Source organism: Janthinobacterium sp. 1_2014MBL_MicDiv (genome assembly GCF_001865675.1).
In the GTDB taxonomy this organism is placed as follows: domain Bacteria; phylum Pseudomonadota; class Gammaproteobacteria; order Burkholderiales; family Burkholderiaceae_D; genus Janthinobacterium.
Genome location: NZ_CP011319.1, coordinates 3167127 through 3191415 on the forward strand (window position 1 = coordinate 3167127; position 24289 = coordinate 3191415).

The following is a 24289-nucleotide window of genomic DNA, read 5'->3' on the forward strand; positions in this document are numbered from 1 at the left end:
GCATGCAGGCCCGAAGTGCCAGTCTGGCGGCAGGACATGTACGCGTCTGTACGCGAACGTACGCAGAACCCCGCTTAACTCCCCATTTGCGCCTGTCCCTGGCGCACGCGCAAACTGCGCCGGGGCGTGCCGACGCCGCCCAGCGCCGCGTAGCCCGTGTGGCGGGCGCAGTGGTCGAGCGCCTGGCGCAGGGCCGTATCGACGTTGCGCAGCGACATGTCGTGCCGCTCGGCCACCTCCTGCCGGGTCAGCTCATCGACGCGCAGCGCTTCGAGCACTTGCCGGTGACGCCGTGGCAACAGTTCGACGGCCTGCGCCAGGCGCCGCAGATCCGCATGCAGCTCGGCCAGGCGTTCCGGCCCCGCCGCCGCATCGGCCAGGCGCTCGATGCCCTCCTCTGCCCCATCGCCCGCGTCCGCATACAGCCAGGCTCGGTTGCGGCGCAGGCTGTCCGTGGCCGCATTGCAGGCGACGCGGAAGACATAGGCGACGGGACTGTGCGCCAGCGGCGCGCCATTGCCCGCCCCCAGGCGCAGCCAGGCGTCGTGCAGGCTGTCGCTGGCCAGCTCGGCGCAGCCCAGGTGCCGCGTCAGGCGACGGTGCAGGCCCGCGTAATGGCTTTCCAGCACCGCCTGCAGCTGCGCGCCCGGCCCTGGCGCCGACGCCATGTCGTTGGCGGCCCGCAAACGGGGCCGCATGGCTGGCCAGCAGCGGGCCATGCGCGCATGCCCCACAGCGCCCGCTGCCATGCGCAATGGCAACATTTCCACCATGCCGGCCATCATGGCGACAGCCTGCTGCGCTCTTGCGCCGTCAACTGGCGCGTGGCCGATTCCGGCAGCGGGCCCAGGCCCAGCACGCGCACGGCGCTGCGCGGGTTGTAGTCGGCCGCCTCGATGCGGGCGCCGTCCTGCGGGGCCGCTTGCGCGCTGTCGGACGGCGCGTCGCCGCCAAAGCCCAGCACGCGCACCGTGAACACGGATGGCTGCGCCGAGCGGGTGGCGGCGCGCTCGCGCTGCACCACGTCCTGCGCCGCCGCCGTGGCCTGGGAAGCCGCCGCGCTGGCGTTCGTCATGGCCGCCACGTTGACGGACGCCACTGTCGGCATGCCTTTCGCTTCGCCCTTGACCTGGATATTCGCGGCGTTCATCACCTTCAGCGCGGCCAGGTTGACGTTGCCCGAGACGCGGATGCCCGCCTCGCCCGCGTCGATGGTGCCCAGCGGCGCCAGCAAGTCCACGTCGCCGGCCGGCACTTCCGCGATCGGCGCCAGCGTGGCGATGCCGGCGCCCGTGCTGGGCACGTCGGACGACAGGGTCACGTTGCCCCAGTTGTCATACACGCGCTTGGGCGGCGTGTAGACGATGGTCGACTTCGAGCCACGGCCCGCGTTGATGTCGCCCGTCGACGACCAAGCGAGGATGTCGCCGCCAAACGTCGTCATGATGCGGCTCTGGCCCAGCAGGATGCTGCCGTGTGAGAACAGGTCGATATTGCCGCCGCCCTTGGTGATGACGCCCGAGGTCGACGGCGGCGCCTCGCCTTCGATGCCCAACACCTGCTGGCCGCCCGGCGTCAGCAGCGCGATATCGCCGCCGAAATTCGTGTGCACGTAGCCGCTGCGGGGAACGATGCGGTCATAGTTCAGCGAAAGCGGGTTGTAGGCGGCATACGTGCCGCGGTACATGACGATATCGCCCGCATACGAAATCGCCTTGCCGCTGGCGTCCGTGGCCGGCGCCAGGCCCGCGATGGCGTTGCGGCTGCGCAAGAAGCTGCCATAGCGCGAGCTGTCCGCATCGTTGTACTCGCGCCCGCCTGCCTTCAGTTCCGCGAAATACACGGTGCGGGCGAACACGCGCTGCTGCGGCTCGGGCAAGGCCAGGTAAAAGGCCAGCACCTCGGCCGCCGTGCCCTTGAAGCCGTAGCGCTCACCGAGCCAGGTTGCCAATTCACTGTCGTACGATTTCACCACCTTGCCCGCCTGGTCCGCCAGCGGCACGCCCTTCTGCGCCACGTTCGCCGGGTCCAGATACGGCTTGACGAAGCGCAGGTAATCGAGACCGGCCGCGCCCACGCCCGCCTGCATGGCGATGCCGGCGCCCGGACGCTTGTCGCCCGCCACCACGGGACCGAGGCTGACGACGCTGCCTTTATCCTGCATCAATATGTTGCGGCCCGCGCTGATGTCCAGCGTGCCGGGGCCGGCCACGTTGAAGGAACTGCCGAGGATGTCGCGCCCGGCCGAGACCACCGATACGTCATATGCATTGTTGTGCACGAAAAGGTTGCTGAGTATCCTGAAGCGCATCTCGCCGGCGGCGGTGCCATCCAGGGCTTCCAGCTGCGCCGTGCCGCTGCTGACGATATCGCGTCCCGCCTTCATCCACACGGGTTGCGCCCCCTCGTACCAGGTGATGCCCGCATGCGCGGCATCGGTGAACTCGATGATGCGGCCGCTATTCACGCCCACCAGGTCGCCCGTGGCGGCATAGATGCGGGCGGCCTGCGTACCGCCGTTCGCAGGGCCGGCCGAGGAATTCGGTCCGAAGGCAAACAGCGGGAAGTTCCATTTCGTTGCTGGCGTCCCCTTGCTTGAGACATTGGCAGCCAGGGGATCGGTCACGTAAGTCCTGATATCCCAGCCCGTAAAGCCAGGCTTGAACGGCGTAACGATGCTGTCGGCGGCGGCACCGGACTGGCTGACGGCATAGCCGCCCGCATAGATGGAATCGCCGGCAAGCCACTGCAGCTGCGCATTGGGCGATGGCGCCAGCACCAGCGGATCAGCATAACTGGTGGCGCCATTCGAGTCGACAACTGCTTTGCCGTAATACAAGCTGCCATGCGGCGCCGCGGCCCGCACGATGGACGGGTAGACGATGGCCAGGTCGGTGGCCGTGCCAAGCGACCCGCTCAGGGGAGTCATATTGCCGCCGGCAGAGAACAGGTCGAGCGCCGTGCGCGGCGTCCACAGGCTGAACCAGCTGTAGCCATAGCCCTGCTCTCCGGACGGGCCGGTGAATGGCGTGGCATTGGGCAGGGTCACGCGGCCGGGGTCGGCCACATCCTGCAGCGCCTGGTCGCCCAGGGTCGCCACGCTGAAGGTGGCGTCGCCGGGTACCAGGAGCATGCCGCCGCGCGGCGTGGCGCGCGTGGCCGTGAAGGCATCATAGGCCCGCGTTTCCAGCGGTACGTGCTGGGTAGGCTGCGAACCGTACTCCAGCGCCAGGCTGCCCAGCTGTGCGGCCGACGTTTCCGCGTGGCCCCGCAAGTCGACCAGCGCGCCATTCAGATAGCCGCCACCGGGCGTGCTGGCGGGATTGAGCGCACCGCCCACGCGCAGGTCGAGGTCGCCGCCGCCCGTTAGCAGCAGGCTGCCGTCGGCCTGCACGCGGCCCGTGCTGCCCACGGCCAGCAGCAAGCCCTGCGAACGGGGATTGATGTTGGCGTTATAAGAACTGCCTGTCAGCAGTGTCTGCACGCCCGCATCCCCCGCCACCTCGGCGCGCACATTGCCGCCGCCTAGGGTACCGAAGCCCGTAAAGCCCAGCACGGTGTCGGCCAGGGTATCGCGGCGCATATAGCTGCCGAAGTTGATCCACCACGCCGTCGGCTGGGCCGGACCGCCCGTGGCCACGCCGCCGCTGCCCTGGCGCCACAGCCAGTTGCCCACCGGCACCGAATCGGCCAGACCATCCTTGCTGACGGGACGCTCGTTGCTGGCGCTCGACGCGTTGAGCAACGCGCCGCTCAAGTTACCCGCCACCTTCAGCAGCAGATTGCCGCCCTGGTCCGGATACCATGCCCGGTAGATGCTGTCGGCGCCGCCATCGACCAGGCCCTCATGCGCGCCGTCGGGGTTGCCCAGCACCGTACCGTTCGCATTGCGCGAGCGCGGCAGGTTGTACGGGTCGCCGGCCGCCGTCGGCGAAGACGACATGCCCGCCGTGTATACGCCATACAGGCTGTCCATGCGCAGGTCGCCGCCGCTGACGAGGTCCAGGTCGCCCGTGCCCGTGCGCAGCACGCTGTGGCGCAGGCTGCTCGCCTTGTAGTCGAACGTGGGGTTCGGCGTGCCGCACCAGGTGGGATTTTCCTCGCAAATGGTGGGCCAGCCCAGCGCCACCGGATCGAGCAGGTCGCCCTCCTTGGTTCTGGGGTCGGCAAACTCTTCCGCGCCTTCTTTGGTCCACACGTAGGACACCCTCAGATCGCACCAGCTGGCGGTGTCGGCGCAGAACTTCGCAATCGTGGTGCCGTTCTGATTGAGAAATTCCTCGGAGATCGGTTCACCCGCCACGATGCCTTCGATGCCCTGCTCTCCCGCTTCCTTGCTCCAGTACTGCACGCCCTTCGGCGGCACCAGCACGCCATACATGCCGTAGTGGCTGTCGGCCAGGCGCAGGGTGCCGCGCGCGGGATGCGCCTGCGCGCTGCGCGTGTCGGCCCCGTCCAGGTCGGCGCCCGCCACCAGGCGCATGCCCCACGCTTGCGAACCTTCGGCCAGCATGGGCGCGATGGCCCACAGCTTGCCCTGGCTGCCCGCCACTTCCGGACGCAGCTCGATTGCCGCCACATTGGGCAACAGCTTGACGTCGGTGCCAGACGGGATCAGGGAGCCCACGGCCAGCGCCAGGTTGCCATCGAGTACAAAGACCGAGCGTTCACCGGCCACGCCAGGCAGCGGCACGCCCTTGGGCCAGGTCATGGCGCTCACTTTCACCGCTTGCTTGAGCACGCTGCCGGCGTCGAGGCGCATGCCGGCCGTAAAGGTCTGCTCCGTGGCCAGCAAGGTGCCGGCCGCGTGGACGATCTTGCCGGCGCTGTCGCGCACGGCAGCGGCCAGCACCGTGCCGGCCGGCGCGGTCATGGCCTGGTCCAGGGTCACGGCCACGGGCAGGCGCGTATTGGCCATCAAATTGAAACCCTTGATGGGCAGGTCGTAATTGAGCGCGATTCCGCCCGGGAACAGCGTGCCATCGGCCACGGTCACGCCCTTGCCCGGCACGATGACGTCGCTGCCATTGATGTCGCGCCCCGGCAGCAGGCGCCAGCCGTTCTCGTCCTTGGTGGCGGGCGGCGGCGCGAAGCCGTCATTGATGCTGCCGTAGACGCTCAGGTCGCCGCCGGCGCGCAGCAGCAGGCTGCCCACCTCGCCCGAGCCGCGCACAGTCGTGCGCTGGAAGCGGGGATTGAGGCTGGCGTAGCGCATGCCCGACAGATCCACGTCGCCCTGCACCACCAGGTCGCCGTCCGCCGTCTTGCTGACGATATCGACGCCGGGACGCACATGCAGCGCATCGGCATACGCGGCCGTGGCCAGGCCCGCCAGTTTGCCGTTGCGCAAGTTCGTGTTGGCCAGCGCCGCGTCGATGAAGGCCGTGCTGTCCCCGTGCTTGCTGTCCAGGTAAGCCTGGTTGATCACCTGGTACGGCCGGCCGCCGGCGGACAGGTCGGGCGCCAGCACGCCATTGGCATCGGGCGTCATGGCGTAGGCCGCGTCGTCGTAGCGCTGCATGGCGTTGACGGCGATGGATTTCGCGCCGCGGATGGTCAGGCCGCCGCCGGCAGCGACGGCGATATCGCCAAAGGTGGCCGCGTCGACGTCCGTGCGGGCGCCGCCGCTGCCCAGGCGCGGCGCGCTCAATTCCAGCGTGCCGCGCGCGGCGCCGTCGTATTCGCCCTTGCCCTTGCCGGCCACGGCGGCCGTGCCGTGGCGCACGTCGATCTGCGCGCCGCCGGCCAGGTTCAATGCGCCCTCGCCCGCATTCAGTTCCACCATGGCCCGGTTCGGGCTGTCGATGATCTTGCCATAGCTATCGACGCGCAAGACCGTGCCATGCGCGTCGAGCACGGCGTTGCCGGCCAACGTCAATCCATGCTTGCCGGCCAGGCGGATGCTGCCCACGCGCTCGCCGCTGGCGTCGATCACGCCAGCGACGGTCAGGCTGCCATTGTCGACGGAGACCTGCACCTCGCCCGCCTTCAGCTCATTGCCTATCGTCAAGTCGCCCCGTTTCAGCTGGAAGCTGCGCCCGCCCGTCACGCCGCCTGCCGTCAGGCGCGTGTTCAGCGACGCGAACTGGCCGTCCAGGTTGCCGCCTGCGCCCAGGGTTTGCGCGCGCACGTCCACGCTGCCCTGCTTGTACGGCACCATGGTGCCGCCCGCGTCGTAGCTGCCGCTGGCGCTGCCCAGTATCTTGCCCTGCAAATCCACCATGCCGGCCCCGCCGTCGAGCGCCACCGCCTTCAGGCTGCCGGCGCGGTTGTGCTCGGCCGACAGGTCGATCACGGCACCGCTTGCTGCGTGGATGTCGCCGGCGCGGCTGTCCAGGGTGACGTCGCCGCCCCAGCTGTATTTATCCACGTCGAAGAAAGTGCTCTTGCGGCCCGCCAGGTCGAGGCGGGCGCCGTCGGCCACGGTGATGTCGTGCTGCGCGCTGACGGTGAGCTTGCCGCTCGGCAGCACCACGGCCGTGGCCACGCTGACGCTGTCGCCCTTCAGGCTCAGCAGAGCACCGAGCCCATCGTTGTTCTTGACGGGTGCCGCCGGCGCCACGCCGGCCGGCGCCGCCACCGTCAGCGCGCCGCCCGCCGTGTAGCTGTGCACGGAGCCGGCGTCGCCCGTCAGCAGCGGCGTGATGATGTTCAGCTTGCCGCCGCTGTACTGGTAGCCCTTGCCCGTCTCATAGCCGTCCTGCGCCTGGTAGACGGACAGGCTGCCCTTGTGGTTGGCCGTGACTTGCCCGCTGGCCTTCAGGTTGACGTTGGCAAAGCCCAGTGCCAGGCGGTCGAACGAGGCGACGCCGGCCGGCTGCGTGAACGGGCCGAAGCCGAAATCGATGCGTTCCGCTTCCAGGTTCAGGGTGCCGCTGCCCGTGCCGGCGCCATGCGTGATCACATTGCCGGCCGGCGACAGGGCGCCGCCCCAGATCAAGTTGGCCGTGCGGATGGTGGCCACCGCGCCGTCGCCGCCCTGGCCATACATGGCCGGCGTGGTCAGCACCAGGCGCTCCAGGGTGGACTTGCCCGTCGTCTTGTCGTAGGTATCGAGCACCACGTCGCCATAGAAATTGACGCTGTCGGCCGCGCTCAGCATCAGTGCCTGCAGGGCCGGCGCGCCCGTGCTGGTGTCGCCGCGCAGCAGGCGCTCCAGCACGCCCTGGTTCATGGCCAGGCCGCTGGAGCGCGTGCCGCTGGCCTGGGCCGCCGCCAGCGCCTCGCTGCTGCCCATGTTGATGGCGCCCACCGCCAGGCTCAGGTTGCGCGTGCCGTAGCGGGCCGAGTTGTCCAGCTCGAAACTGCCATTCGTCGACATCAGCAAGGTGCCTTCCGAGTACAGGCTGGCCGTGCCGGCGCAGGCGTCGCCGCACACGCCGATGCTGATGCCGCCGCGCGCCGAACCGCCGACCGGGGTCACATTCATCAAGCCGTTCGAGGCGGCCAGCATGTGGATGCCCTCGTTGCTCTGGTAGATAAAACCGTCGTTGGAGTCATAGGCGGCCTTGCCGCGTCCCAGCGTGTTGATGCCCGCGCCGGGCGCAACATCGATCAGGCCGGCGGTCCATTCCGTATTCCAGGGATCGCGCGCCAGCAGCATCACTTCCGGCGCCGCCAGGATGGCGCCGCGGCGCAGGTGGATATTATGTGCCTGCGCCGTGCCAAAACTGATGTAGTTGCCGCCCTGTCCGTAATTGATGATGGGCGTGGAACCGATGACGATGCGCGCCGCGCCGATCGCGTTCAGGCTGCTGGCACGCAGCGTGACGCCGCCAAAATCCGGCGTGGCGGGCGCGCCGTCGGCGATGATTTCCAGATCCTCGGGGCCGCCCGCGATCACCGAGACGGTGCCGCCGAAGCCGCCCGTGGCCGCGCCGAACTTGCCCGTGCCCTCGAACTGGAAGGAATCGATGCCGGCGCCGGGTGCCAGCTGCAGCTTGAACGTCTTCGCATCGGCCGGCAGCAGCGGGCGGGGAATGCCCCGCGTTTGCGCGTCGGCCAGGGCAAACGCCGTATAGCCCATTTCGTTGTACTGCGAATACGTGCGCAAGACCTTGGCCGGCGTGAGTATCAGCTGGCTGGCCAGCGGCGCGCGGATATCCGTGCCGGCGATCGACAGTGTGCCGGGCGCGGCCCAGGAACCGTTGCGCAGCGGCTGCGCCGGGGCGCCGCCACTCGCCTGCCCCGCCAGGCCGTTCAGTTCCACGCGGAAGGCGCCCGGCAGCAAGGCGTAGGTCGATGGCATCAGGGTGTAGGTGCCGGCGGGCAAGCCCGGCACGCCGCTGCCTATCGTCACCTGCCGGCCCACGGCCGGGTCGGCAGCGCCCTTGTCGCCGCCCACGGGCGCCTGCGGCGCCTGCACGCCCGGCACGATGGCGTACACGGGATTGGTCGCCAGGCCCGGCAGGACAAAGCCGCCGTTCGCCCCCACCTGCAGCAGCGGATGGTAGCGCGCATCGGTGGAGCCGCCGCGGCCGGCGACAAAACCGGCGCCCGTCAGTTCGCCGCCGCCGGACAGATCCAGCAGCGCGCCCGGCCTGACGGCCACGGCCACGCTGGCGATATCGACGCCGATGCGCATGGCGCCATTGGCGCTGCTGCCGCCGACGCCGAGAAACTCCGTCTTCTTGCCGTCGACGTTCCAGTTCTGGCCATCGGCCGTGCCGCCATACGGCATGACCATGCCGGCGGCGCTGACGGAAGTAACACTGCCAGGCAAGAAATTGATGCTCAGGCTATTCTCGTCCGCGCGCAGGCTGAGACCCAGGTTAAGCAGGCCCAGCGGCGCGCGCACGATGCCGCCCTGCTCGATGTGGGCGGCGCCCAGCTGCAGCATGCCAAAGGCCGAGTACGGCACGGCGGGAATGCTGTCCGTGCTGCGCGCGATGGTCAGGCTGCGCTCGGGGTCGTAGACGATATTGCCATCTTTTATGTCCATGCCCACGCGCACGGCGGCGCCGGCGCCCGTGGCCGGATACAGCTGGGCCGCCTTGAGGGTCATGTCGCCCGGCGCCGACAGCACGGTCGTCGGCTGGTTGCCATCCCAGCCCAGCGGCGACAGCAGGAAGCGCAGGTCGCCGCGGCTGGTCAGGCGCACGTCGTTGGCCGCGACGTCGACCATGCCGCGCACGTCGATCAGGTCGCCCGCAATGCTGATCTGGCTGGCGACCGGCGACTGTCCTGCGCTGCCTGGCGTCGTATAGAAATCGCGGCCGGCCGGCTTGATGCTGGCCAGGCGCACATACGGCGCCGCCACGCTGACCTTCGCATCGGGCGAACTGCCGGGCGAGAGCACGGGCGCGCCGTACAGCTGGAAGCTTTGCTGCATCGTCAGCGCCACGTCGCCATCGAAGCTGGCGGCGCCCAGCAGGGCCAGGTTGCCGAAACCGCCCGCTTCCACTTGCTCCACAGAAAAACGGCCATGGCCGTACTGCAGCGCCTGCGCCCCGTCGCGGGCTGTCACATTGTCAGCCAGGTCGCTGGCCGCCTGGCGCTGCGTCAGCCGCAGCTGGCGGCCCTGCAGCACCCTGGGCGTGGCCAGCACTTTCAGGTATTCGGGCGTGCCCGTGGCCACGGACAGGGTGCCGCCCGCCGCGCCCGCGCCGCCGGCCCTGGCCCGCAGCTGGCCGTCCAGATACAGGCCATTGTTCGACGCCAGCGCGATGCTGCCGCCTGCGCTGGCCACGTCGATGGCGTCGCCATCGACATCGAGCACGGCGTGCGCGCCGGACGCATCGAGCACGGCGCCGTCGCGCACGACGACGAACAGGCTGGCGGCCGAGGTGCTGCCCTGCGCATGGTCGATCTCGCCGCCGACGACGATGCTGCCGCCGTCCACCACCTTGCCGTAGCGCCGGCCCTGCGCATCCGTGGCGCTGACGGCGCGCGATGCCACGTCGAGCACGGCATTCTCGCCGAGCCAGATGGAGCGGCCATGGCCGGCCGCCTCCACCGCCTCGGCGACCGGCCTGTCGACGCCCACGCCGCCCAGGCTGATCTTGCCGCCCCAGGCGTTCAACCGGCCTTCCACCGTCAGCTGGCCGACGCTGGACAGCTTGATGGACTGGCCCGCATCGACGCTGAGCACGGCATTCTTGCCCACCAGCAGTTCGGCGATGGCCATGTCGGCCGCGCCGGACTGCATGTCGCCCACCTGCAGGGCCAGGCTGGCGCCCTTGCGCTGCGTCAAGATGCCCTTCAGCGGATTTTCCGTGACCTGCTCCGGCATCCACAGGGCCAGTTTTTCATTGTCCACCAGGTGCAGCACGGGCATGCGCACGTCCACCTGCGTGCCGTCGGCTACCGTCACGCCCTGCTTGCCGACCAGGCTGTAGCTGGAAAAACCCTTGTCGAAGAAGCCGCCGCCCAGCTGCACGGTGCCTGCCTCGGTTTTTTCCATTGGGCCGATCATGATCTTGTTGGCCTGCAATTCCAGCTTGCCGCCGCCCGCCACGCCATGGCCGCGCACTTGCGCGCCTTCGCCCAGCGCCAGCTCGGCCTTCGCGCCATAGCCGGCCAGGGTCATGCTGCCGCCCTTGCCGCCCTGCTGTTTCGCCTGCGCCAGGATGGCCGCGCCGGAGCTCACGTCGACCAGGCTGCCATTGCCGATGCGTACGTCGCCAAACGCGCGCAGGGACACGCTGCCGCCGTTCACGTAAGGCAGGCCGGCGGCGGCCAGCGGATCGCGCAGCACGTTGCTGAACAAGCCGCTGGCATCGAGCGTGACGCCGTCGGCCAGCACCAGCGTGCCCGGGGGCGCGCCCGGATTGACGTAGGTATCGAGCATACCCAGCGGGCCGATCTGGTTCAGCACGTTGCCGGCCGCGATGCTGCCGCCACGGCTGCGCAGGCTGGCATTGATGGCGACGTCCTTGCCGAACACGGTGATATTGCCGCCATCGGCCACCTGCAGCGCGCTGTCGATGGTGATCGCGCCTTTCGCGGCGAGGCGGATGGCACCCAGCTGCTGCTCATTGAGCAAGCCCGTGTCGAGCAGCAGCCTGCCCTGGCGCTCGGGCGCCAGCACGCTGTCCACGTCGAGTCCGGCGGCGATGCCATCCTGCACGCGCGTCAGGCGTACCTCGTCCATGACGGCCGACAGCGCATGCTGCAGCACGCCCGTGCGCTTGTCGAACATCGGCTGGTACTGGCCGACGATCAGCTGGCCGCGCTGCGCGGCCGCCAGCTGCGACTGCTGGTAGCCGTCGAGCAGCGCCTGCGGCGCCTGGGTCTGGCGTTCGCCCTGGAAGACGTCGCCCGCGATGCCGCCCTCCAGCACGGCCGAACCGGTGGCCACCACCAGCTTGCCCGCATCGCGCCCCACCGTGTAGCCGTTTTCCAGCCGCTGTTGCGCGGCGATCAATGGACTGGCGTAAAACGCGCTGGCATCCTTGCCCCAGCGCGCATGCTCCTCCTCGTAGCCCTTGTACAGGCCCGCATACGCCAGGTCCGCAGGCGCGCTGCCCGCCTCGTGCAGCTTGCCGTCCGCGCCTTTCAGCCAGGTCTGGCGCAGCGCGCCCGTCTGCACGTCCAGCGTGCCGCCCGACAGGTTGATGCTGGAGCCAAGCTGCGTGACGACATCGTGGCCGCCGAAGGTCACCGTGCCGCCCTGCGCCATCCATTCGCTGACGGAGTGGCCCTGCGTGCCCAGGTAACCGGCCACCTCCAGCAAGCCGCCGGCCGTGTACCAGCGGTCGCTGTCGTAGCCGTTCGTGCCTTTCGGTACGAACACGAGCTTGCGGCGGTCGACCCAGATGCTGTTGTTGATCAAGGCCTTGCCGTCGCGGTTGACGGGCGCATCGCGCTGCTCGTTGCCCTGCACATTGATCTCGACATTGTTCGCCGCCATGGCCACCTTCACGCCGACGGCGCCGGCAACGTCAAGCCGGGCGCCGTCGCGCACGAGGCTGCGGCTGGCCGCGTTGACGGCGATCTGGCCGCCCGTGGCCAGGGTCAGCGAATCGCCGAGGAATTCCACCGTGCCGGCGCTGCCGATTTCGATGCGCGACTGGTCGCGGCGGTCGCTCACGGCGGCGATGTTTTCCGTCGCCACGGCCGGCCCGCGCATGGCGTCGCGCTGGCTGTCGAGCGCCGTCGTCTTGCCGTCGTCCTCGATGACGATGGCCGTGGCGGCGCCCCGTCCCAGGGTCACGCCGGCGTCGCTGCCCAGCGCGTTCAGGTGGATGGTGCCGCGCGTGGCCGTGGTGGTCGTGGCCAGCAGCACGCCGTCCTGGCGCACTTCGCGGCCCGCCAGCGTCACGTCGCCTTCGCGCGCCTGGATCAGGCCCGTGTTGACGACCTTGCCCGCCGTGCTGCCTGCCGCGAACTGGGGCGTGACTTCGCTGCCGCGCGTGGTCGACAAGGGGTTGCCGTCCGTGCCCACGCCTTTCTTGATGGCAAAACTGTCGCCGGCGGCCAGCAGGGCCTGGCCCTTGGGTGTGCTGATCTCGCCCCCGTTGTGCACTTCCTTGCCCAGCAGCATCACGTAACCGCCGCCTTCCGTGCTGCCCTTGGGCGCGCTGCTGCTGATGCGCGCGCCGGCCAGCACCTGCACCTTGCCGGCCGCCTCGGTAAACGTCGCGGCGCCGGCCGTGCCGGGGCTGTAGATGCCGCCCTTTTGGAATTGCGCGTCGCCGATGCGGGCCGCGGCCGCCACCAGGCTGCGCGTGTCGACCTGGCTCGTGCCATTGAAGACGATGCCGTTGCGGTTGACGATCAGCACCGTGCCGTCGGCCTTGATCTGGCCCTGGATCTGGCTGGGACGGGCTTGCGGATCGTTGACCCGGTTCAGCACGGCCCAATCCTTTTGCTGCTGGAAGGTCAGGCTCGTGTCCTTGCCGACGTTAAACGTTTCCCAGTTCAGGATGGCCTTGTCCGCCGTCTGCTGCACCACCACGGCCGTCTTGCCCGCCGCCACCGTCTGCACGGGCGCCTGGGCGTTGAGCCAGCCGGCCGTCAGGCTGTTGGTGTCGACCTGCAAGCCGCCTTTCACGAGGCCATCGGGCGCACCGGGCACGCCCGCCGCCTGCTGGCGCGCCTGCGCCTGGGCCGCCTGCTGCGCGGCGATGGCGCGCGCGGCCAGGTGCAGATTGTTGAGCGAGCGCTGTAACTGCTGACTCACCTGCTGGCCCTCGGGCCGGCTGCCCTGCGGCAGCGGCTGGCCGCTCGGCAAACGGCCGGCCGTGCTAGCCGTATTTTGCGCCGCGCCCTTGGCCGCGAACCAGCCGCCGCTGAACGCCTGCTGCGCGCGCGCCGGCGTCGTGAAGGCGCCCGCCATCAGCATGGTGGTCAATGCATAGGCGAGCGGCGTGAGCCGCAAGCGGCTGCCCAGCGTGGAACAACGCTGCGCACCCATGTCAACGTGCGGGACGGGGCGCTGGGCAGTGTGAAGCTTGGTCATGGCAATGGTTTCCTGGCTAGAGAGAAGGGAACGGAGCCTGGCTGTCGCACAAGCGTCCACACCTCCATGACGTAGCTGGATGGCGGAAGGGATAATGTTTTTTGAAAAATATTTTCTATCAACCAGGCCGCGAAGAAAAACGCATCAGCTGAGCAGCACGATGCCGCCCGGCAAGCTGGTCATTTGCGCGCCGTACAGGTCGCGTATCATCGCCAGCGCGCCATCGGTCTGGCCGATGGAAAAGCGCATGCGCACGAGGCGGCGGCCCAGCTCGGCATTGCGCAGCAGCACCTTGCCGGGCCGGTAGCGGTTGATTTCATCGACGACGTGGGACAGCGGCTTGCCGGCGAACGACAGCGCCCCCGTGCGCCAGGCGCTGGCCTCGCCCGCCGGCGCCGCCGTGGCGGCCAGCATGGCCTTGTCGTCGTACACCAGTTGCTGTCCCACATCGAGGGTCTGGCGGCGGTGTTGCCAGGCCACTTCCACGGCGCCCACCAGGCAGGTGACGCAGACGGCATCGTCCGTGTGACGCACATTGAAGCGGGCCGATTGCGCCAGCAGGCGTCCCTCTCCCGCCACCACGGTCACGGGCGTGCTGGCGCCGCTGGCAACGATTTCCGCCTCGCCGGCCAGCAGTTCGATCGCTTCCTGCGTCCGCACATTGATGCGCGTCTGCGTGTTCATCTGCACCGTCAGCTGGCGCGACAGCGCCACTTGCCGCTGCTCGCCCGTACCCGTGCGGTAATCGGCGCTGAGCTCCTGCAGCGATGGCCAGGCGCCCAGCGGCGGCCGCAGGGCCAGCACGGCGACGCCGGCGGCCAGCGCGCCGCCGAGGAAGGCACGGCGTCCCGTCCGCACGGGGAAGGTCAGCACGGCCGCCCGCTGCGGTGCGGCCGCCTGCGCCTCCCCTTGCAGCGCCGGGTCGAGCGCCTGCCACAGCTGCCTGAGCTCGCGCCAGGCGCGCGCATGCGCGGGGCTGCGCGCGCACCAGGCGCGCAAGGCGTCGGCGTCGGCCCGCGTAAAGTCGTCGCCGCGCAGCCGCGCCCACCAGGCATCGGCTTGCCGGCCGATGGCCGCGTCGCTGTCATCGGCGCTGGCGGCGGGGCTGCGTTGATCGGGGTCAGGAGCATTCATGGGTTTCATCAGTATTTACGGCGGCCCGACACATCGCTGCGCTGGACGGCCTCGGCGTCGGCCATGCACGTTTTACAGTGTTGCATGGCGGCCTGCAATTCTTTCTTCACCATCGCCACGGAAATACCGAAGCGCTCGGCAATCTCCGCGTTGAGCAAGCCGTCGACCCGGGCCGCCGTCAGGATGGCGCGACGGCGCGGCGACAGGCCGGCCAGCGCCGCGTCCAGCGCCTGCACGTCGAGACGCGCAGAAACGATGCGCGCCGGGTCGCCGATATCGTCGCCGCTCTCGTCGGCCATGTGCATCAGCTCTTCGCGTTCGCGTTCCGTGACGATGATACGGTCGCGCCGATAGGCGTCGGTGGCGATATTGGCCGCCATGCGCAGGAGATACGCGTCGGGATTGTGGACGGGAGCGGAGGCCGGCCCCGGCGACACCATCGCTTCGAGGCGCAGCCAGGTTTCCTGCAGCGCATCGGCCGCATGGTGCTTGCAGCCGACCACGCGCTCGAGGCGCCAGCGCAGCACGGCGTAGCGTGAACTCAGGTGCCGCTTCAGTTTGGTGCGCAGGTCGGGCATGCTCATGGCGCGGCCCCTCCCGGCGCGCTGGCGGCGCAATCGACTTCGCTGCCCGGACCCTGCGGCAGCAGCAGGATGGAAACGGGCTGCGGCATCGACGGCAGCGGCGCCGCGCCCACGCGCATGCCCAGCACCAGGCGCGCGATGGCCGTGTCGCGCGCGCGCAAGCCCGTGCTGTCGAGCAGCTGCACCCGGTCCACCACGCCGGCGCGGTTCAGGTACAGCTGCAGTGCCAGGCGGTAGCCGCCGGGACGCGTCTGCGCCGCGCGGCACAGCAGCCCCAGCAAAACGTGCTGCAGGCGGCTGACGTAGGCCGCATGGTCGCCGCCGCCGTGCAGGGCGCCAGGAATGTCGGCGGCCGCCACCACGGCGGCCTGCGGCAAGTCGGCGCCGGCCGGGGCATACACGATGACGGCTTGGGCATCGGACTGGCGCGCCTGCAGCCCCGTGCCCTCGAGCAAGGCTTGCAGGGCCACGCCGGCGGCATGCGCGCCGCGCACGGTGCCCGACTGGCGCTGCGCGTAGCGCTGCTCCATGAGCACGGCGATGCCCGTGCGGCGGCTGTAGAGATCGAGCGCGTCGCCGAGGTTCTGCGCGGCGATATCGAACTGGAAGACAGGGGCGTCGGCGGCCTGCGCCCGCACGGGCCCCGCCGCGGCCAGGAAGCCCAGCAGCACCAGGTATCCCGCCAGCGCAAGCACATGGACGGATGCCGGGCTGCCTGTCATATCGCTATCTTGTCGCTATCGTGTGAAGGGGGAACTGCGCAAATTGGGGTATTGCCAAGTTACAATTCTTGCGTCAACTGCAATAGACTACACAGCAAACATGACGGCTTCGTGACATGCCGGCCATCAATAAATTTCGTCATGCGGGATGTCGGGAACGCTGCTGATTTCGGCTACACTGGCTGTCACTCTCCTTTTCCGACGCCGAATGATCGAAAAGAATTTGCCCGAACTGGTCATGCTGAAACGCCTCATCGACGAGGGCGGCAAGCACCTGGAAGTGGCCGCGCCCTGCACTGTCGCCATGGACGGGCGCGAATTTCCCGTGTACACCATTGCGCTGGGCAACCCCGGTCCGGACGTGCCCGTGCTGGGCTTTTTCGGCGGCATCCACGGCCTCGAGCGCATCGGCACGCAAGTGCTGCTCTCCTTTTTGGAAAGCCTGATCGCGCGCCTGCGCTGGGATGCCACCCTGCACCAGCAGCTGGAAACGATGCGCCTCGTGTTCATGCCGCTGGTCAATCCGGGCGGCATGTGGCAAGCCACGCGCTGCAATCCGAACGGCGTCGACCTGATGCGCAATGCCCCGCTGAGCGCGCGCGAAAGCGTGCCGTTCATGCTGGGCGGACAGCGCTACAGTCCGCGCCTGCCCTGGTACCGGGGCGCGCAAGACGCGCGCATGGAAGCGGAAAGCCAGGCCGTGTGCGACTTCGTCGAGCGCGAATTGCTGTCGCGCCAGTTCAGCATCGCCCTCGATTGCCATTCCGGCTTCGGCTTGCGCGACCGCATCTGGTTTCCCCACGCGCATACCAAGGTGCCAATACAGCACCTGGCCGAGATCGGCGCGCTGGAAGAGCTGTTCAGTCAAAGCTATCCGAACCACGACTATGTGTTCGAGCCGCAAAGCCGGCAATACCGCACGCATGGCGACCTGTGGGATTATCTGTACCTGAACGGCACCGGCTACAGCGGACGCGTGTTCCTGCCGCTGACGCTGGAAATGGGTTCCTGGCGCTGGGTCAAGAAAAACCCGCGTCAGCTGTTCAACCGGGTCAGCATCTTCAACCCGACGGCCACGCACCGCCTGCAGCGCGTGCTGCGGCGCCACCTGGTGTGGTTCGACTTCCTCATGCGCGCCGCCAGCAGCCACGGCCGCTGGGTGCCGGAAGGCCTGGCGCACAAGGCCCAGCGCCGGCGCGCGCTGGCGCAATGGTACGAATCATGACGCAGATCAATACGCAGGAAAACTGGATCCTGCTGCGCGGCCTGATGCGCGAACAGCGCCACTGGGGCGCCTTCCCCGCCACCCTGGCGCGCGCCCTGCCCGGCGCCCATATCGTCACGCCCGACTTGCCCGGCAATGGACAACGCCATGCGCAGGACAGCGCCACGCGCGTGGCCGCGATGGTGGAGTCGTGCCGCCAGGATTTGCTGGCGCGCGCAATCGCCCCGCCCTACCGCCTGCTGGCCCTGTCGCTGGGCGGCATGGTGGCCGTGGAATGGGCGCACCGCTATCCGCAGGAAGTGGCCCGCTGCGTGCTGCTCAACACCAGCATGCGGCCCTACAGTCCGTTTTACCGGCGGCTGCGCTGGCAAAACTACGGCGCCCTGCTGCGCCAGCTGCTGCTGGGCGACCAACGCAGCCAGGAAGCGCTGATTTTGCGCCTGACCAGCCGCCGGCATGGCGCGGGCAACGCGGGATTGCTGGCCGACTGGCTCAGTTATCAGCAGCAATACCCGGTCAGCCGCCGCAATGCGCTGCGCCAGCTGCTGTCGGCCGCCCGCTACCGCGCCCCTGCCACTCGTCCCGCCATGCCGGTGCTGGTGATGGCCGGCGCGCAAGATCAACTGGTCGACCACCGCTGCTCGCTGCGCCTGGCGCGGGCCTGGCAAGCGGACTGCCTGATCCACGGCGACGCGGGCCACGACTTGCCACTCGACGAGGGGCTATGGGTGGCGCAGTCGCTGGCACGCTGGCTCGGGGTGGCAGCGGCAGACCATGACCAGGCATGCACGACACCGTCAACATGCAAATAACACACCAGACAGATCCTGCAGACCAGCTGGCCGCGCTGGTGGAAAGCGGCGTGCACGACCAGGTTTTTCCAGGCGCGGCCTGGGCCATGGGCTCCGTCCACCATGGCACGGCGGGCGCGGCCGGGCGGCTCACGCCCGATGCCGCCAGCGCCGCGATGCGGGCCGACACCTTGTTCGACCTCGCTTCGCTGACCAAGATCGTCAGCGTATGGGCGCTGACCGGCAGGCTGGTGGGCCAGAAACGGCTGCGCCTGGACAGCCGCCTGGCCGACGTGCTGCCCGGCACGGCAGGCTATGCGCTGGGGCCGGTGACGATTTTCCAGCTGCTCACCCATACGGCGGGCTTGCCGCTGCGCGCGCGCCTGCGCGCCAGCTACGGCGAGGTGCGCGAGGACATCGTGCGCGGCGTACTGCGCGAGCCGCTGGAAGGCCGGCCCGGCGTGGCCGTGGACTACACGGACCGCGCGGCCCTGATCCTCGGCTTTGTCATCGAGCGGCTGCTGGGCATGCCGCTGGACGAGGCGCTTGCAGAGTACATATTGCGGCCGCTGGGCATGGCCGCCACGGGCTTCGGCCCGGTGGCGCCGCGCCACGGCCAGCTGGTCGCGCCCACCGAGTACTGCGAGCAGGCCGGTGCCCACCTGTGCGGCGTCGTGCATGATTTTTCGGCCCGGCTGCTGGGCGGCGTGTGCGGCATTGCCGGGCTGTTTTCAAACGTGTTCGACCTGCAACGCTTCCTGCAGGCAATGCTGGCGACATCGACAGGGCAGCATGGCGAGGCATTCGATGCCGGCTGGGTAAGCGCTTCGCTGACAGTGCAGACGGGCACGCTGCATCCCGCGCGCGGCCTGTTCTGGCATCCGGCGGCAGGCACGGAACCCGGGGACGACATCTGGTGCCACCTGGGTTTCACGGGCACGGCAATGTGGCTCAGCCCGCGGCGCGGCCGCTATGGCGTGCTGCTGACAAACAAGCTGTATTACACGCGCGATTCCGCCAGAATCAACGCGCTGCGGCGCGACTTCATGCGCTGCGTGTTCAGCGGATGAGCAGCCAGCGGATGAGCAGCGGATGAGGCGCGACCTGCCGAGCCGGCGGCGCCGTCGCCGCCGCCGTTCCCATGCAAGGGACGGACAACGACGCGCCTGCCGGCCTGGCCCTCACGCCGGCTGCTGCTGCGTGGTGCAGTGGATGCCGCCGCCACCGGCCGCGATGGCGTCGATATTCAGTTGCACGATGTCGCGCCCCGGGAATTGCTCGCGCAAGATGGCCTTGGTATTGCGGTCGGCTGTCGCATCGCCGAATTCCGGGCACAGCACGGCGCCGTTGCAGACATAGAAATTGATGTAGCCGGCGGCAAAGTCCTTGTTTTCATACTGCGGGCGCACATGGCCTGGCCCCGGCAAGACCACCACGTGCAGCGGGCGGCCGCGGGCGTCGGTGGCCTTGCGCAGGATGTCGAGGTGGCGCTGCGTGACGGCCCGTTCGGGCGACGTCGGGTCGCTTTCAAAGCCGGCCGCGACGACGCCGGGCGCGCAGAAGCGCGCATAAAAGTCCGTGTGGCCATCCGTGATGTCCTGGCCGGCGATGCCGGGCAGCCAGATGACTTTTTCGATGCCCAGCAGCCGGCGCAGCTCCCGCTCGCATGCGGCCTTGCTCACGCCAGGGTTGCGGTTGGCGTTGAGCACGCAGCTTTCCGTGATGATGGCCGTGCCCTGGCCATCGACTTCGATGCCGCCCCCTTCGAGCACCAGGCTGCTTTCCAGCACGGCCACGCCGGCGCGCCCGGCAACAAAACTAGCCACCAGCGCATCGTCGTCATAATCCTGCTTTTCGCCCCAGCCATTGAAATTGAAATTCACGCCGGCCAGCGCGCCGCCCGCCTGCTTGACGAAGACGGGCCCCGTGTCGCGCATCCACAGGTCGTCGATGGGCTGCACCAGCAGCCTGACCTTGCTGCCGCACAGGCGCGCCGCCACGTCGTAGTCTTCCTCGTTGACGAGCATGTGCACGGGCTCGACGCTGGCAATCGCCTGCGCGATGCGCGCCAGGTTCGCTTGCGCGCCCACCTTCAGGCGCTTGCCCCACACCTCGTCGTTGGCGCCGAACGCCATCCAGGTGGCGGAGTGGCGCTCGCCTTCGTCGGGCATGCGCCAGCCCGCGCCCGCCGCCAGGGCGGGCATGGCAGGCAGGCCGCTGGCGGCGCCGGCCGCCAGGCCCAGGGCGCCAGTCAGGAAGTGTCGTCGTAGCATGCTGTTCTCCTTTTATCCAATTTCCTGCTGCGTGGTGCAATGGATGCCGCCGCCACCGGCCGCGATGGGGTCGATATTGATCTGGATCACGGCGCGCCCCGGATACAGTTCCATATATTGCGCCCTGGCCCGGGCATCGGCCTGCGCATCGCCGAATTCGGGGATGAAAATGGCGCTCCTGGTGGCATAGTAATTGATATAGCCGGCGGCGAAGGTATTTGGATTGTTTCCTGGCCGAATCTGGCCGGGACCATCGACGACGACGATCTGCAGCGGCTGGTTATCCGCATCGGTGGCGCCGCGCAGGATCTCCAGGTGGCGCCGCGTCAGCGCATGGTCGTACGATTCCGTGTCCATCTCGCGGTGCGCCGCCACCACGCCGGGACGCACGAAGCGGGCGTAGAAATCCGTGTGGGCGTCCGTGATGTCCCGGTTCTTGATGCCAGGCAACCAGATCACCTTGCGGATGCCCAGCAGGCGCAACAGTTCAGCCTCGCAATCGGCCTTGCTCCAGCCCGGATTGCGGTTGCTATTCAGCACGCAACTTTCCGTGATGATGGCCGTGCCCTTGCCGTCCACTTCCAGCGCGCCCCCTTCCAGCACCAGGCGCGTGGACAGCAGCGGCACCCGGGCCTGGGCGGCGACGACGTCGGCCACCACGCCATCCTTGCCCGACTGCTGCTTGTTGCCCCAGCCATTGAAGTTGAATTTCACGCCGGCCCGCTCTCCGTTCGGCTTGCGCACGAAGACGGGACCCGTGTCGCGCATCCATAAATCGTCCAGCTCGGCAGGAATCAGGGTGACGCCCGCATCGAGCAATTGCCGCGCACTGGCCAGTTCAAATGGACGCACCAGCATGTTGACAGGTTCATGCGCGGCGATGGCGTTGGCGATGCGCACCAGCGCCAGCTGCACCTGCGGCACTTGCGCGCGCGTCCAGATGGCGTTCGAGGCGCCGTACGCCATCCATGTCGCCTTGTGGGATTCGGCCTCGTCGGGCATGCGCCAGCCGTCGGCCTGAGGCAGGCCTCCGTTGCCGCCACTATTGATCGGCGGCAATGGCGCGGTGGGACCTGTACCCGGCCCGCCCTCGGCGCCACCGCCGCAGCCGGCCAGCAAGCCGCCCATGGCCAGCGCGCTGCCGCCCACCATGCAATGACGCAAGAAATATCGACGTGTGTGCATATCCATCCTTTATTCATTAACAAGATTGCCGCGCGCCATAGCTGGCGTCTCGGGATGGAGAGCATTGTCGGCCGATCAAGACATGAAAACAAATGATATGATTTGCCTTAATTCATAAACTTTTCTCATATGTCAGAACATCGCATTCCTTCGCTGAAGTTGTTGATGGGCTTTGAGGCGGCGGCCCGTCACGGCAATTTCTCGCGCGCGGCCGACGAGCTGCACGTGACGCAGTCGGCCATCAGCCACCAGGTGCAATTGCTGGAAGAACAGGTCAAGCAGCCGCTGTTCCGTCGCGCCGGACGGGGCGTGGAGCTGACGGTGGCCGGCGAAGTGCTGCTGCGCAGCGTGCAGCGCTCGATGACCGTGCTGCGCAGCGGCCTGGGACGCATCGCCACCTACCTCGATCCGGGCCTCGTGGTGCTCGTGTGTCCGGCGCCCCTGCTGCACGGCTGGCTGCAGCCCCGGCTGCGCGCGCTGGAGGCGCAGCTGCCCGAACTGTGCCTGCTGCTGTCGGTGGACGAGAGCGCCCGCTTCGTCGATGAAATCGACGTCGATCTCGCCATCGGCGACCGTCCCCTGCTGCAGCAGGACTTGCAGGAAATCCCCCTGCTGCACGATGAATGGGTATTGGTCGCCAACAGCGAGCTGGCGGCGCGGCTGGCCGGCGTGCCGCAGGAGGCGCATCACCTGCACGCGGATCTGGTGTGTCTGGAAGAAAGCTTGACGGGCGACGCCACGGCGCCCCTGTTCCTGGGCCCGCTGGCGCGCTTCCGCAAGCGGGCCATCTACGACGACGCGCGCCTGTTGCTGGACGCCACCCTGGATGGGCGCGGCGTCGCCTGCCTGCCGCGCCTGCTGGCGGACGCCAGCCTGGCGCGCGGCCTGCTGCACGTGCTGCCCGACTACCCGAGGGTGCCCGGCGCCACCTGGTGGCTGTCGGGCGTGGCCGAACACCCGCGCTCGCCCATCGTCAGGCAGGTATTCGACTGGCTGCGCGCACAGGGAGCGGCGCCAGCGCCGTGAGCGCTGATCTCTCATGGGGAAAAAATTTCCTTGTGGATATTTCAAGATTCATTTAATGTTATCTTGATTTCTTGGCAAGCCGTCGTGACGCCCCAAGCGGGACGCAGCTTGCCGGAAGCCATCCATCGAACATGAAGGCAAATCTGAGGGGGAGCAAGCATGCCTGACGAAGATCTGTGGGAAGTACCCGTTGAGCGCCGCGCGGGGCTGGCCACGCATAACGAGCGCGTGCGCAGCGGCGGACGCGACGAGGCCGTACTGTATTACCCGGGATCCGGCGCCGACATTCTGCACGCACTGTTCGCCACCAGCGCGAAGACGCGGTATTTCATTTTTGTCGATCCGGTAGACCTCGATCAATCGTTGCGGACCCATATCAAGGCCAAGCACAGCCGGCTGGACATGCACGAGTCGCTGCCCATTACCGGCAGGCTCGGCATCCGTTCGCGGCCAGCTAGCGGCTGGATGTTCAGCATGCAGGGCAAGATGCGCTTCTTGTTCCATTTCAATATGCAACACGACGCGTTTTGCAAGGAAAACCGCGGCTTCATCTGCGACACCGTGTTTGAAAAAGACTTCTGGGAAACCGAGGACGAAGTCGAACTGAGCGACGTACTGGCAATGCTGCGCGTGGGTGGCCACTATTCCACGAATGCCAGCCTCGGCTTGCTGATACCCATCCTGTCGCTGGTCGGGCTCGACTACGTCGATACCCAGATCATCAACGGCAACCAGTATCTTTTCAAGCGGCGCACCGCGACCCTGATGACCTGGCCCAACCTGAGACTGGCGCTGGACGAAAGCCTGAGAGTGGTGCAGGAACTGATTTGCGAGGAAACGAGCTCCCTGTACTATGGATTGCAGGCCTTCAACAGTGCGGCCATCAATATCGAGTTGCGCGCCAATCAGGCGGCCATACTCCAGCCCTTCCTGAACAAAGGCATCACCTTGACGCCGCCCATCAACACCCAGCTATGCCGCCAGCTTGCGATCAAGGCGGCAGGCAGCGAAGTGGCGCAATACCTGGATGGCATCAACCTGGCTTTCCCTACCGTGTAAGCGGCCGGTCGCCGGCACGCGGCTCGCGCACGATTACGGCAGCCGGTGGCGGAACGTCGGCTCGATGTTGCGCGCATGCAGCCAGCGCACGATGTCTTCCAGCGTGGCGTCCTGCAGCAGCAAGCCTGGCGCGGTGGCGGCAGATGCAACGGGCGATGCGGCCACCGGCACAGGCGCGGGCGAAGACGCCGAAAGTCCCGCATGCCCCTGCAGCTGCGGCAGCGCCTGCGCGAACTGCGCCGGATTGATGCTGCGCAAGCTTTCCAGGAAGCCCAGCTGTGCCGTCGGCGGCGGCGGCATGTCCAGGCCCGGCTCGTCGACGAAGGCGGCGCCCATGCTGGGGTGGATAAAGGCAGCCCACTTGCCGGACGGCTGCAAGCATGGCGGCAGCGCCGCCTGCTCCACGTAGGCGGGCGGCGCCACGGCGAGGATGTCGGTCGATGCGGGCAAAAAAGTCGCGCGCAGCAGTTGCACGAACTGGCGCGCCTGGGCGACGGGCACGGGCGTGGCCAGCGATAGCCATAACTGGAACGCCGTGCCCGAAATGCTGACGGCAGGCGCCGGCAAGTCCAGCTCATGCTGCACGGCATTGGCGATCGTGCACAGCGCGCTCCAGTGCGCTTCGCCGCCGCCCTTGCCGCCAAACTCCAGCACCAGCGCGCGCGCCAGGCCGCTATCGGTAACCAGCCGCACCGCTACCGTCTGCTCGCCCGACAGATGGCGCGCCAGCACGGCCGGCGTCAGCGGCTGCGCGCCGCCCTCCGCGTCCAGATACTGCTGCTGTGCATCGAACAGATACAGGCGGTTGAGTTCAGAAATCAGTTTGTGCATGTGCGGCTCCGTAATGACGTTGCGCAACACTTGCCAACGTGCGCAGATTATAGCCGC

At 68.2% G+C, this 24289-nt stretch carries 13 protein-coding genes; 5 read left to right on the forward strand and 8 right to left on the reverse strand.

Annotated features, from left to right (window positions below; translation table 11 throughout):
* Window positions 1–74: 74 nt before the first annotated feature.
* The 5 genes from YQ44_RS13765 to YQ44_RS13785 all read right to left on the reverse strand — a co-directional run bounded on the left by YQ44_RS13765 (window position 75) and on the right by YQ44_RS13785 (window position 15842).
* The gene (locus YQ44_RS13765) at window positions 75–785 is read right to left on the reverse strand and encodes a sigma-70 family RNA polymerase sigma factor (RefSeq protein WP_071323866.1); all 711 of its coding nucleotides are present in this window, start codon (window positions 783–785) and stop codon (window positions 75–77) included.
* Window positions 782–13402: a filamentous haemagglutinin family protein gene (locus YQ44_RS13770; RefSeq protein WP_083411837.1), complete on the reverse strand. Its 12621-nt coding sequence runs from the start codon at window positions 13400–13402 to the stop codon at window positions 782–784. Before YQ44_RS13770 ends, YQ44_RS13765 begins: the two co-directional genes overlap by 4 nt.
* 144 nt (window positions 13403–13546) lie before the next feature.
* On the reverse strand, window positions 13547–14536 hold the full coding sequence (locus YQ44_RS13775) for a FecR family protein (protein WP_071323867.1): 990 nt from the start codon (window positions 14534–14536) through the stop codon (window positions 13547–13549).
* A gap of 8 nt (window positions 14537–14544) precedes the next feature.
* Window positions 14545–15120 carry an RNA polymerase sigma factor gene (locus tag YQ44_RS13780; protein WP_156894832.1) on the reverse strand — a complete coding sequence of 192 codons (576 nt, stop codon included), beginning with the start codon at window positions 15118–15120 and terminating at the stop codon, window positions 14545–14547.
* Window positions 15117–15842 carry a hypothetical protein gene (locus YQ44_RS13785; RefSeq protein WP_156894833.1) on the reverse strand — a complete coding sequence of 242 codons (726 nt, stop codon included), beginning with the start codon at window positions 15840–15842 and terminating at the stop codon, window positions 15117–15119. The genes YQ44_RS13780 and YQ44_RS13785 overlap by 4 nt, the downstream gene beginning before the upstream one ends.
* Before the next feature lie 208 nt (window positions 15843–16050).
* On the opposite strand from YQ44_RS13785, the gene YQ44_RS13790 reads away from it, so the two are divergent.
* Genes YQ44_RS13790 through YQ44_RS13800 form a run of 3 tightly spaced genes read left to right on the forward strand, consistent with a single transcriptional unit; the run spans window position 16051 to window position 18928 of the window.
* Window positions 16051–17067 (forward strand): M14 family zinc carboxypeptidase, encoded by a 1017-nt coding sequence (locus YQ44_RS13790; RefSeq protein ID WP_071323869.1) that lies wholly within the window; start codon window positions 16051–16053, stop codon window positions 17065–17067.
* Window positions 17064–17879, forward strand: coding sequence for an alpha/beta fold hydrolase (locus tag YQ44_RS13795; protein WP_071323870.1), 816 nt, complete (start codon window positions 17064–17066; stop codon window positions 17877–17879). Before YQ44_RS13790 ends, YQ44_RS13795 begins: the two co-directional genes overlap by 4 nt.
* Complete coding sequence (locus tag YQ44_RS13800; RefSeq protein WP_198043936.1) at window positions 17870–18928, forward strand: serine hydrolase domain-containing protein; 1059 nt, start codon at window positions 17870–17872, stop codon at window positions 18926–18928. The genes YQ44_RS13795 and YQ44_RS13800 overlap by 10 nt, the downstream gene beginning before the upstream one ends.
* 111 nt (window positions 18929–19039) lie before the next feature.
* Here the strand turns inward: YQ44_RS13800 and YQ44_RS13805 are convergent, their stop codons facing one another.
* Together YQ44_RS13805 and YQ44_RS13810 are read right to left on the reverse strand one after the other, a co-directional pair.
* The gene (locus YQ44_RS13805; protein WP_071323871.1) at window positions 19040–20131 is read right to left on the reverse strand and encodes an agmatine deiminase family protein; all 1092 of its coding nucleotides are present in this window, start codon (window positions 20129–20131) and stop codon (window positions 19040–19042) included.
* Window positions 20132–20143: 12 nt separating this feature from the next.
* Complete coding sequence (locus YQ44_RS13810; protein WP_083412145.1) at window positions 20144–21316, reverse strand: agmatine deiminase family protein; 1173 nt, start codon at window positions 21314–21316, stop codon at window positions 20144–20146.
* Window positions 21317–21445: 129 nt separating this feature from the next.
* Between YQ44_RS13810 and YQ44_RS13815 the strand changes: the two genes are divergently transcribed.
* Together YQ44_RS13815 and YQ44_RS13820 are read left to right on the forward strand one after the other, a co-directional pair.
* Window positions 21446–22342 (forward strand): LysR family transcriptional regulator, encoded by an 897-nt coding sequence (locus YQ44_RS13815; RefSeq protein ID WP_071323872.1) that lies wholly within the window; start codon window positions 21446–21448, stop codon window positions 22340–22342.
* 159 nt (window positions 22343–22501) lie between these two features.
* Window positions 22502–23401 (forward strand): hypothetical protein, encoded by a 900-nt coding sequence (locus YQ44_RS13820; protein ID WP_071323873.1) that lies wholly within the window; start codon window positions 22502–22504, stop codon window positions 23399–23401.
* A gap of 33 nt (window positions 23402–23434) precedes the next feature.
* On the opposite strand, the gene YQ44_RS13825 is transcribed toward YQ44_RS13820, so the two are convergent.
* Window positions 23435–24232, reverse strand: coding sequence for a TOTE conflict system archaeo-eukaryotic primase domain-containing protein (locus YQ44_RS13825; RefSeq protein WP_071326493.1), 798 nt, complete (start codon window positions 24230–24232; stop codon window positions 23435–23437).
* Window positions 24233–24289 lie beyond the last annotated feature (57 nt).

What these genes read in the sequence shown, in the direction of transcription:
- YQ44_RS13765 (WP_071323866.1), bottom strand. Translation starts at nt 785, where the DNA reads ATGATGGCCGGCATGGTGGAAATGTTGCCATTGCGCATGGCAGCGGGC.
- YQ44_RS13770 (WP_083411837.1), bottom strand. Translation starts at nt 13,402, where the DNA reads ATGACCAAGCTTCACACTGCCCAGCGCCCCGTCCCGCACGTTGACATG.
- YQ44_RS13775 (WP_071323867.1), bottom strand. Translation starts at nt 14,536, where the DNA reads ATGAATGCTCCTGACCCCGATCAACGCAGCCCCGCCGCCAGCGCCGAT.
- YQ44_RS13780 (WP_156894832.1), bottom strand. Translation starts at nt 15,120, where the DNA reads ATGAGCATGCCCGACCTGCGCACCAAACTGAAGCGGCACCTGAGTTCA.
- YQ44_RS13785 (WP_156894833.1), bottom strand. Translation starts at nt 15,842, where the DNA reads ATGACAGGCAGCCCGGCATCCGTCCATGTGCTTGCGCTGGCGGGATAC.
- YQ44_RS13790 (WP_071323869.1), top strand. Translation starts at nt 16,051, where the DNA reads ATGATCGAAAAGAATTTGCCCGAACTGGTCATGCTGAAACGCCTCATC.
- YQ44_RS13795 (WP_071323870.1), top strand. Translation starts at nt 17,064, where the DNA reads ATGACGCAGATCAATACGCAGGAAAACTGGATCCTGCTGCGCGGCCTG.
- YQ44_RS13800 (WP_198043936.1), top strand. Translation starts at nt 17,870, where the DNA reads ATGCAAATAACACACCAGACAGATCCTGCAGACCAGCTGGCCGCGCTG.
- YQ44_RS13805 (WP_071323871.1), bottom strand. Translation starts at nt 20,131, where the DNA reads ATGCTACGACGACACTTCCTGACTGGCGCCCTGGGCCTGGCGGCCGGC.
- YQ44_RS13810 (WP_083412145.1), bottom strand. Translation starts at nt 21,316, where the DNA reads ATGCACACACGTCGATATTTCTTGCGTCATTGCATGGTGGGCGGCAGC.
- YQ44_RS13815 (WP_071323872.1), top strand. Translation starts at nt 21,446, where the DNA reads ATGTCAGAACATCGCATTCCTTCGCTGAAGTTGTTGATGGGCTTTGAG.
- YQ44_RS13820 (WP_071323873.1), top strand. Translation starts at nt 22,502, where the DNA reads ATGCCTGACGAAGATCTGTGGGAAGTACCCGTTGAGCGCCGCGCGGGG.
- YQ44_RS13825 (WP_071326493.1), bottom strand. Translation starts at nt 24,232, where the DNA reads ATGCACAAACTGATTTCTGAACTCAACCGCCTGTATCTGTTCGATGCA.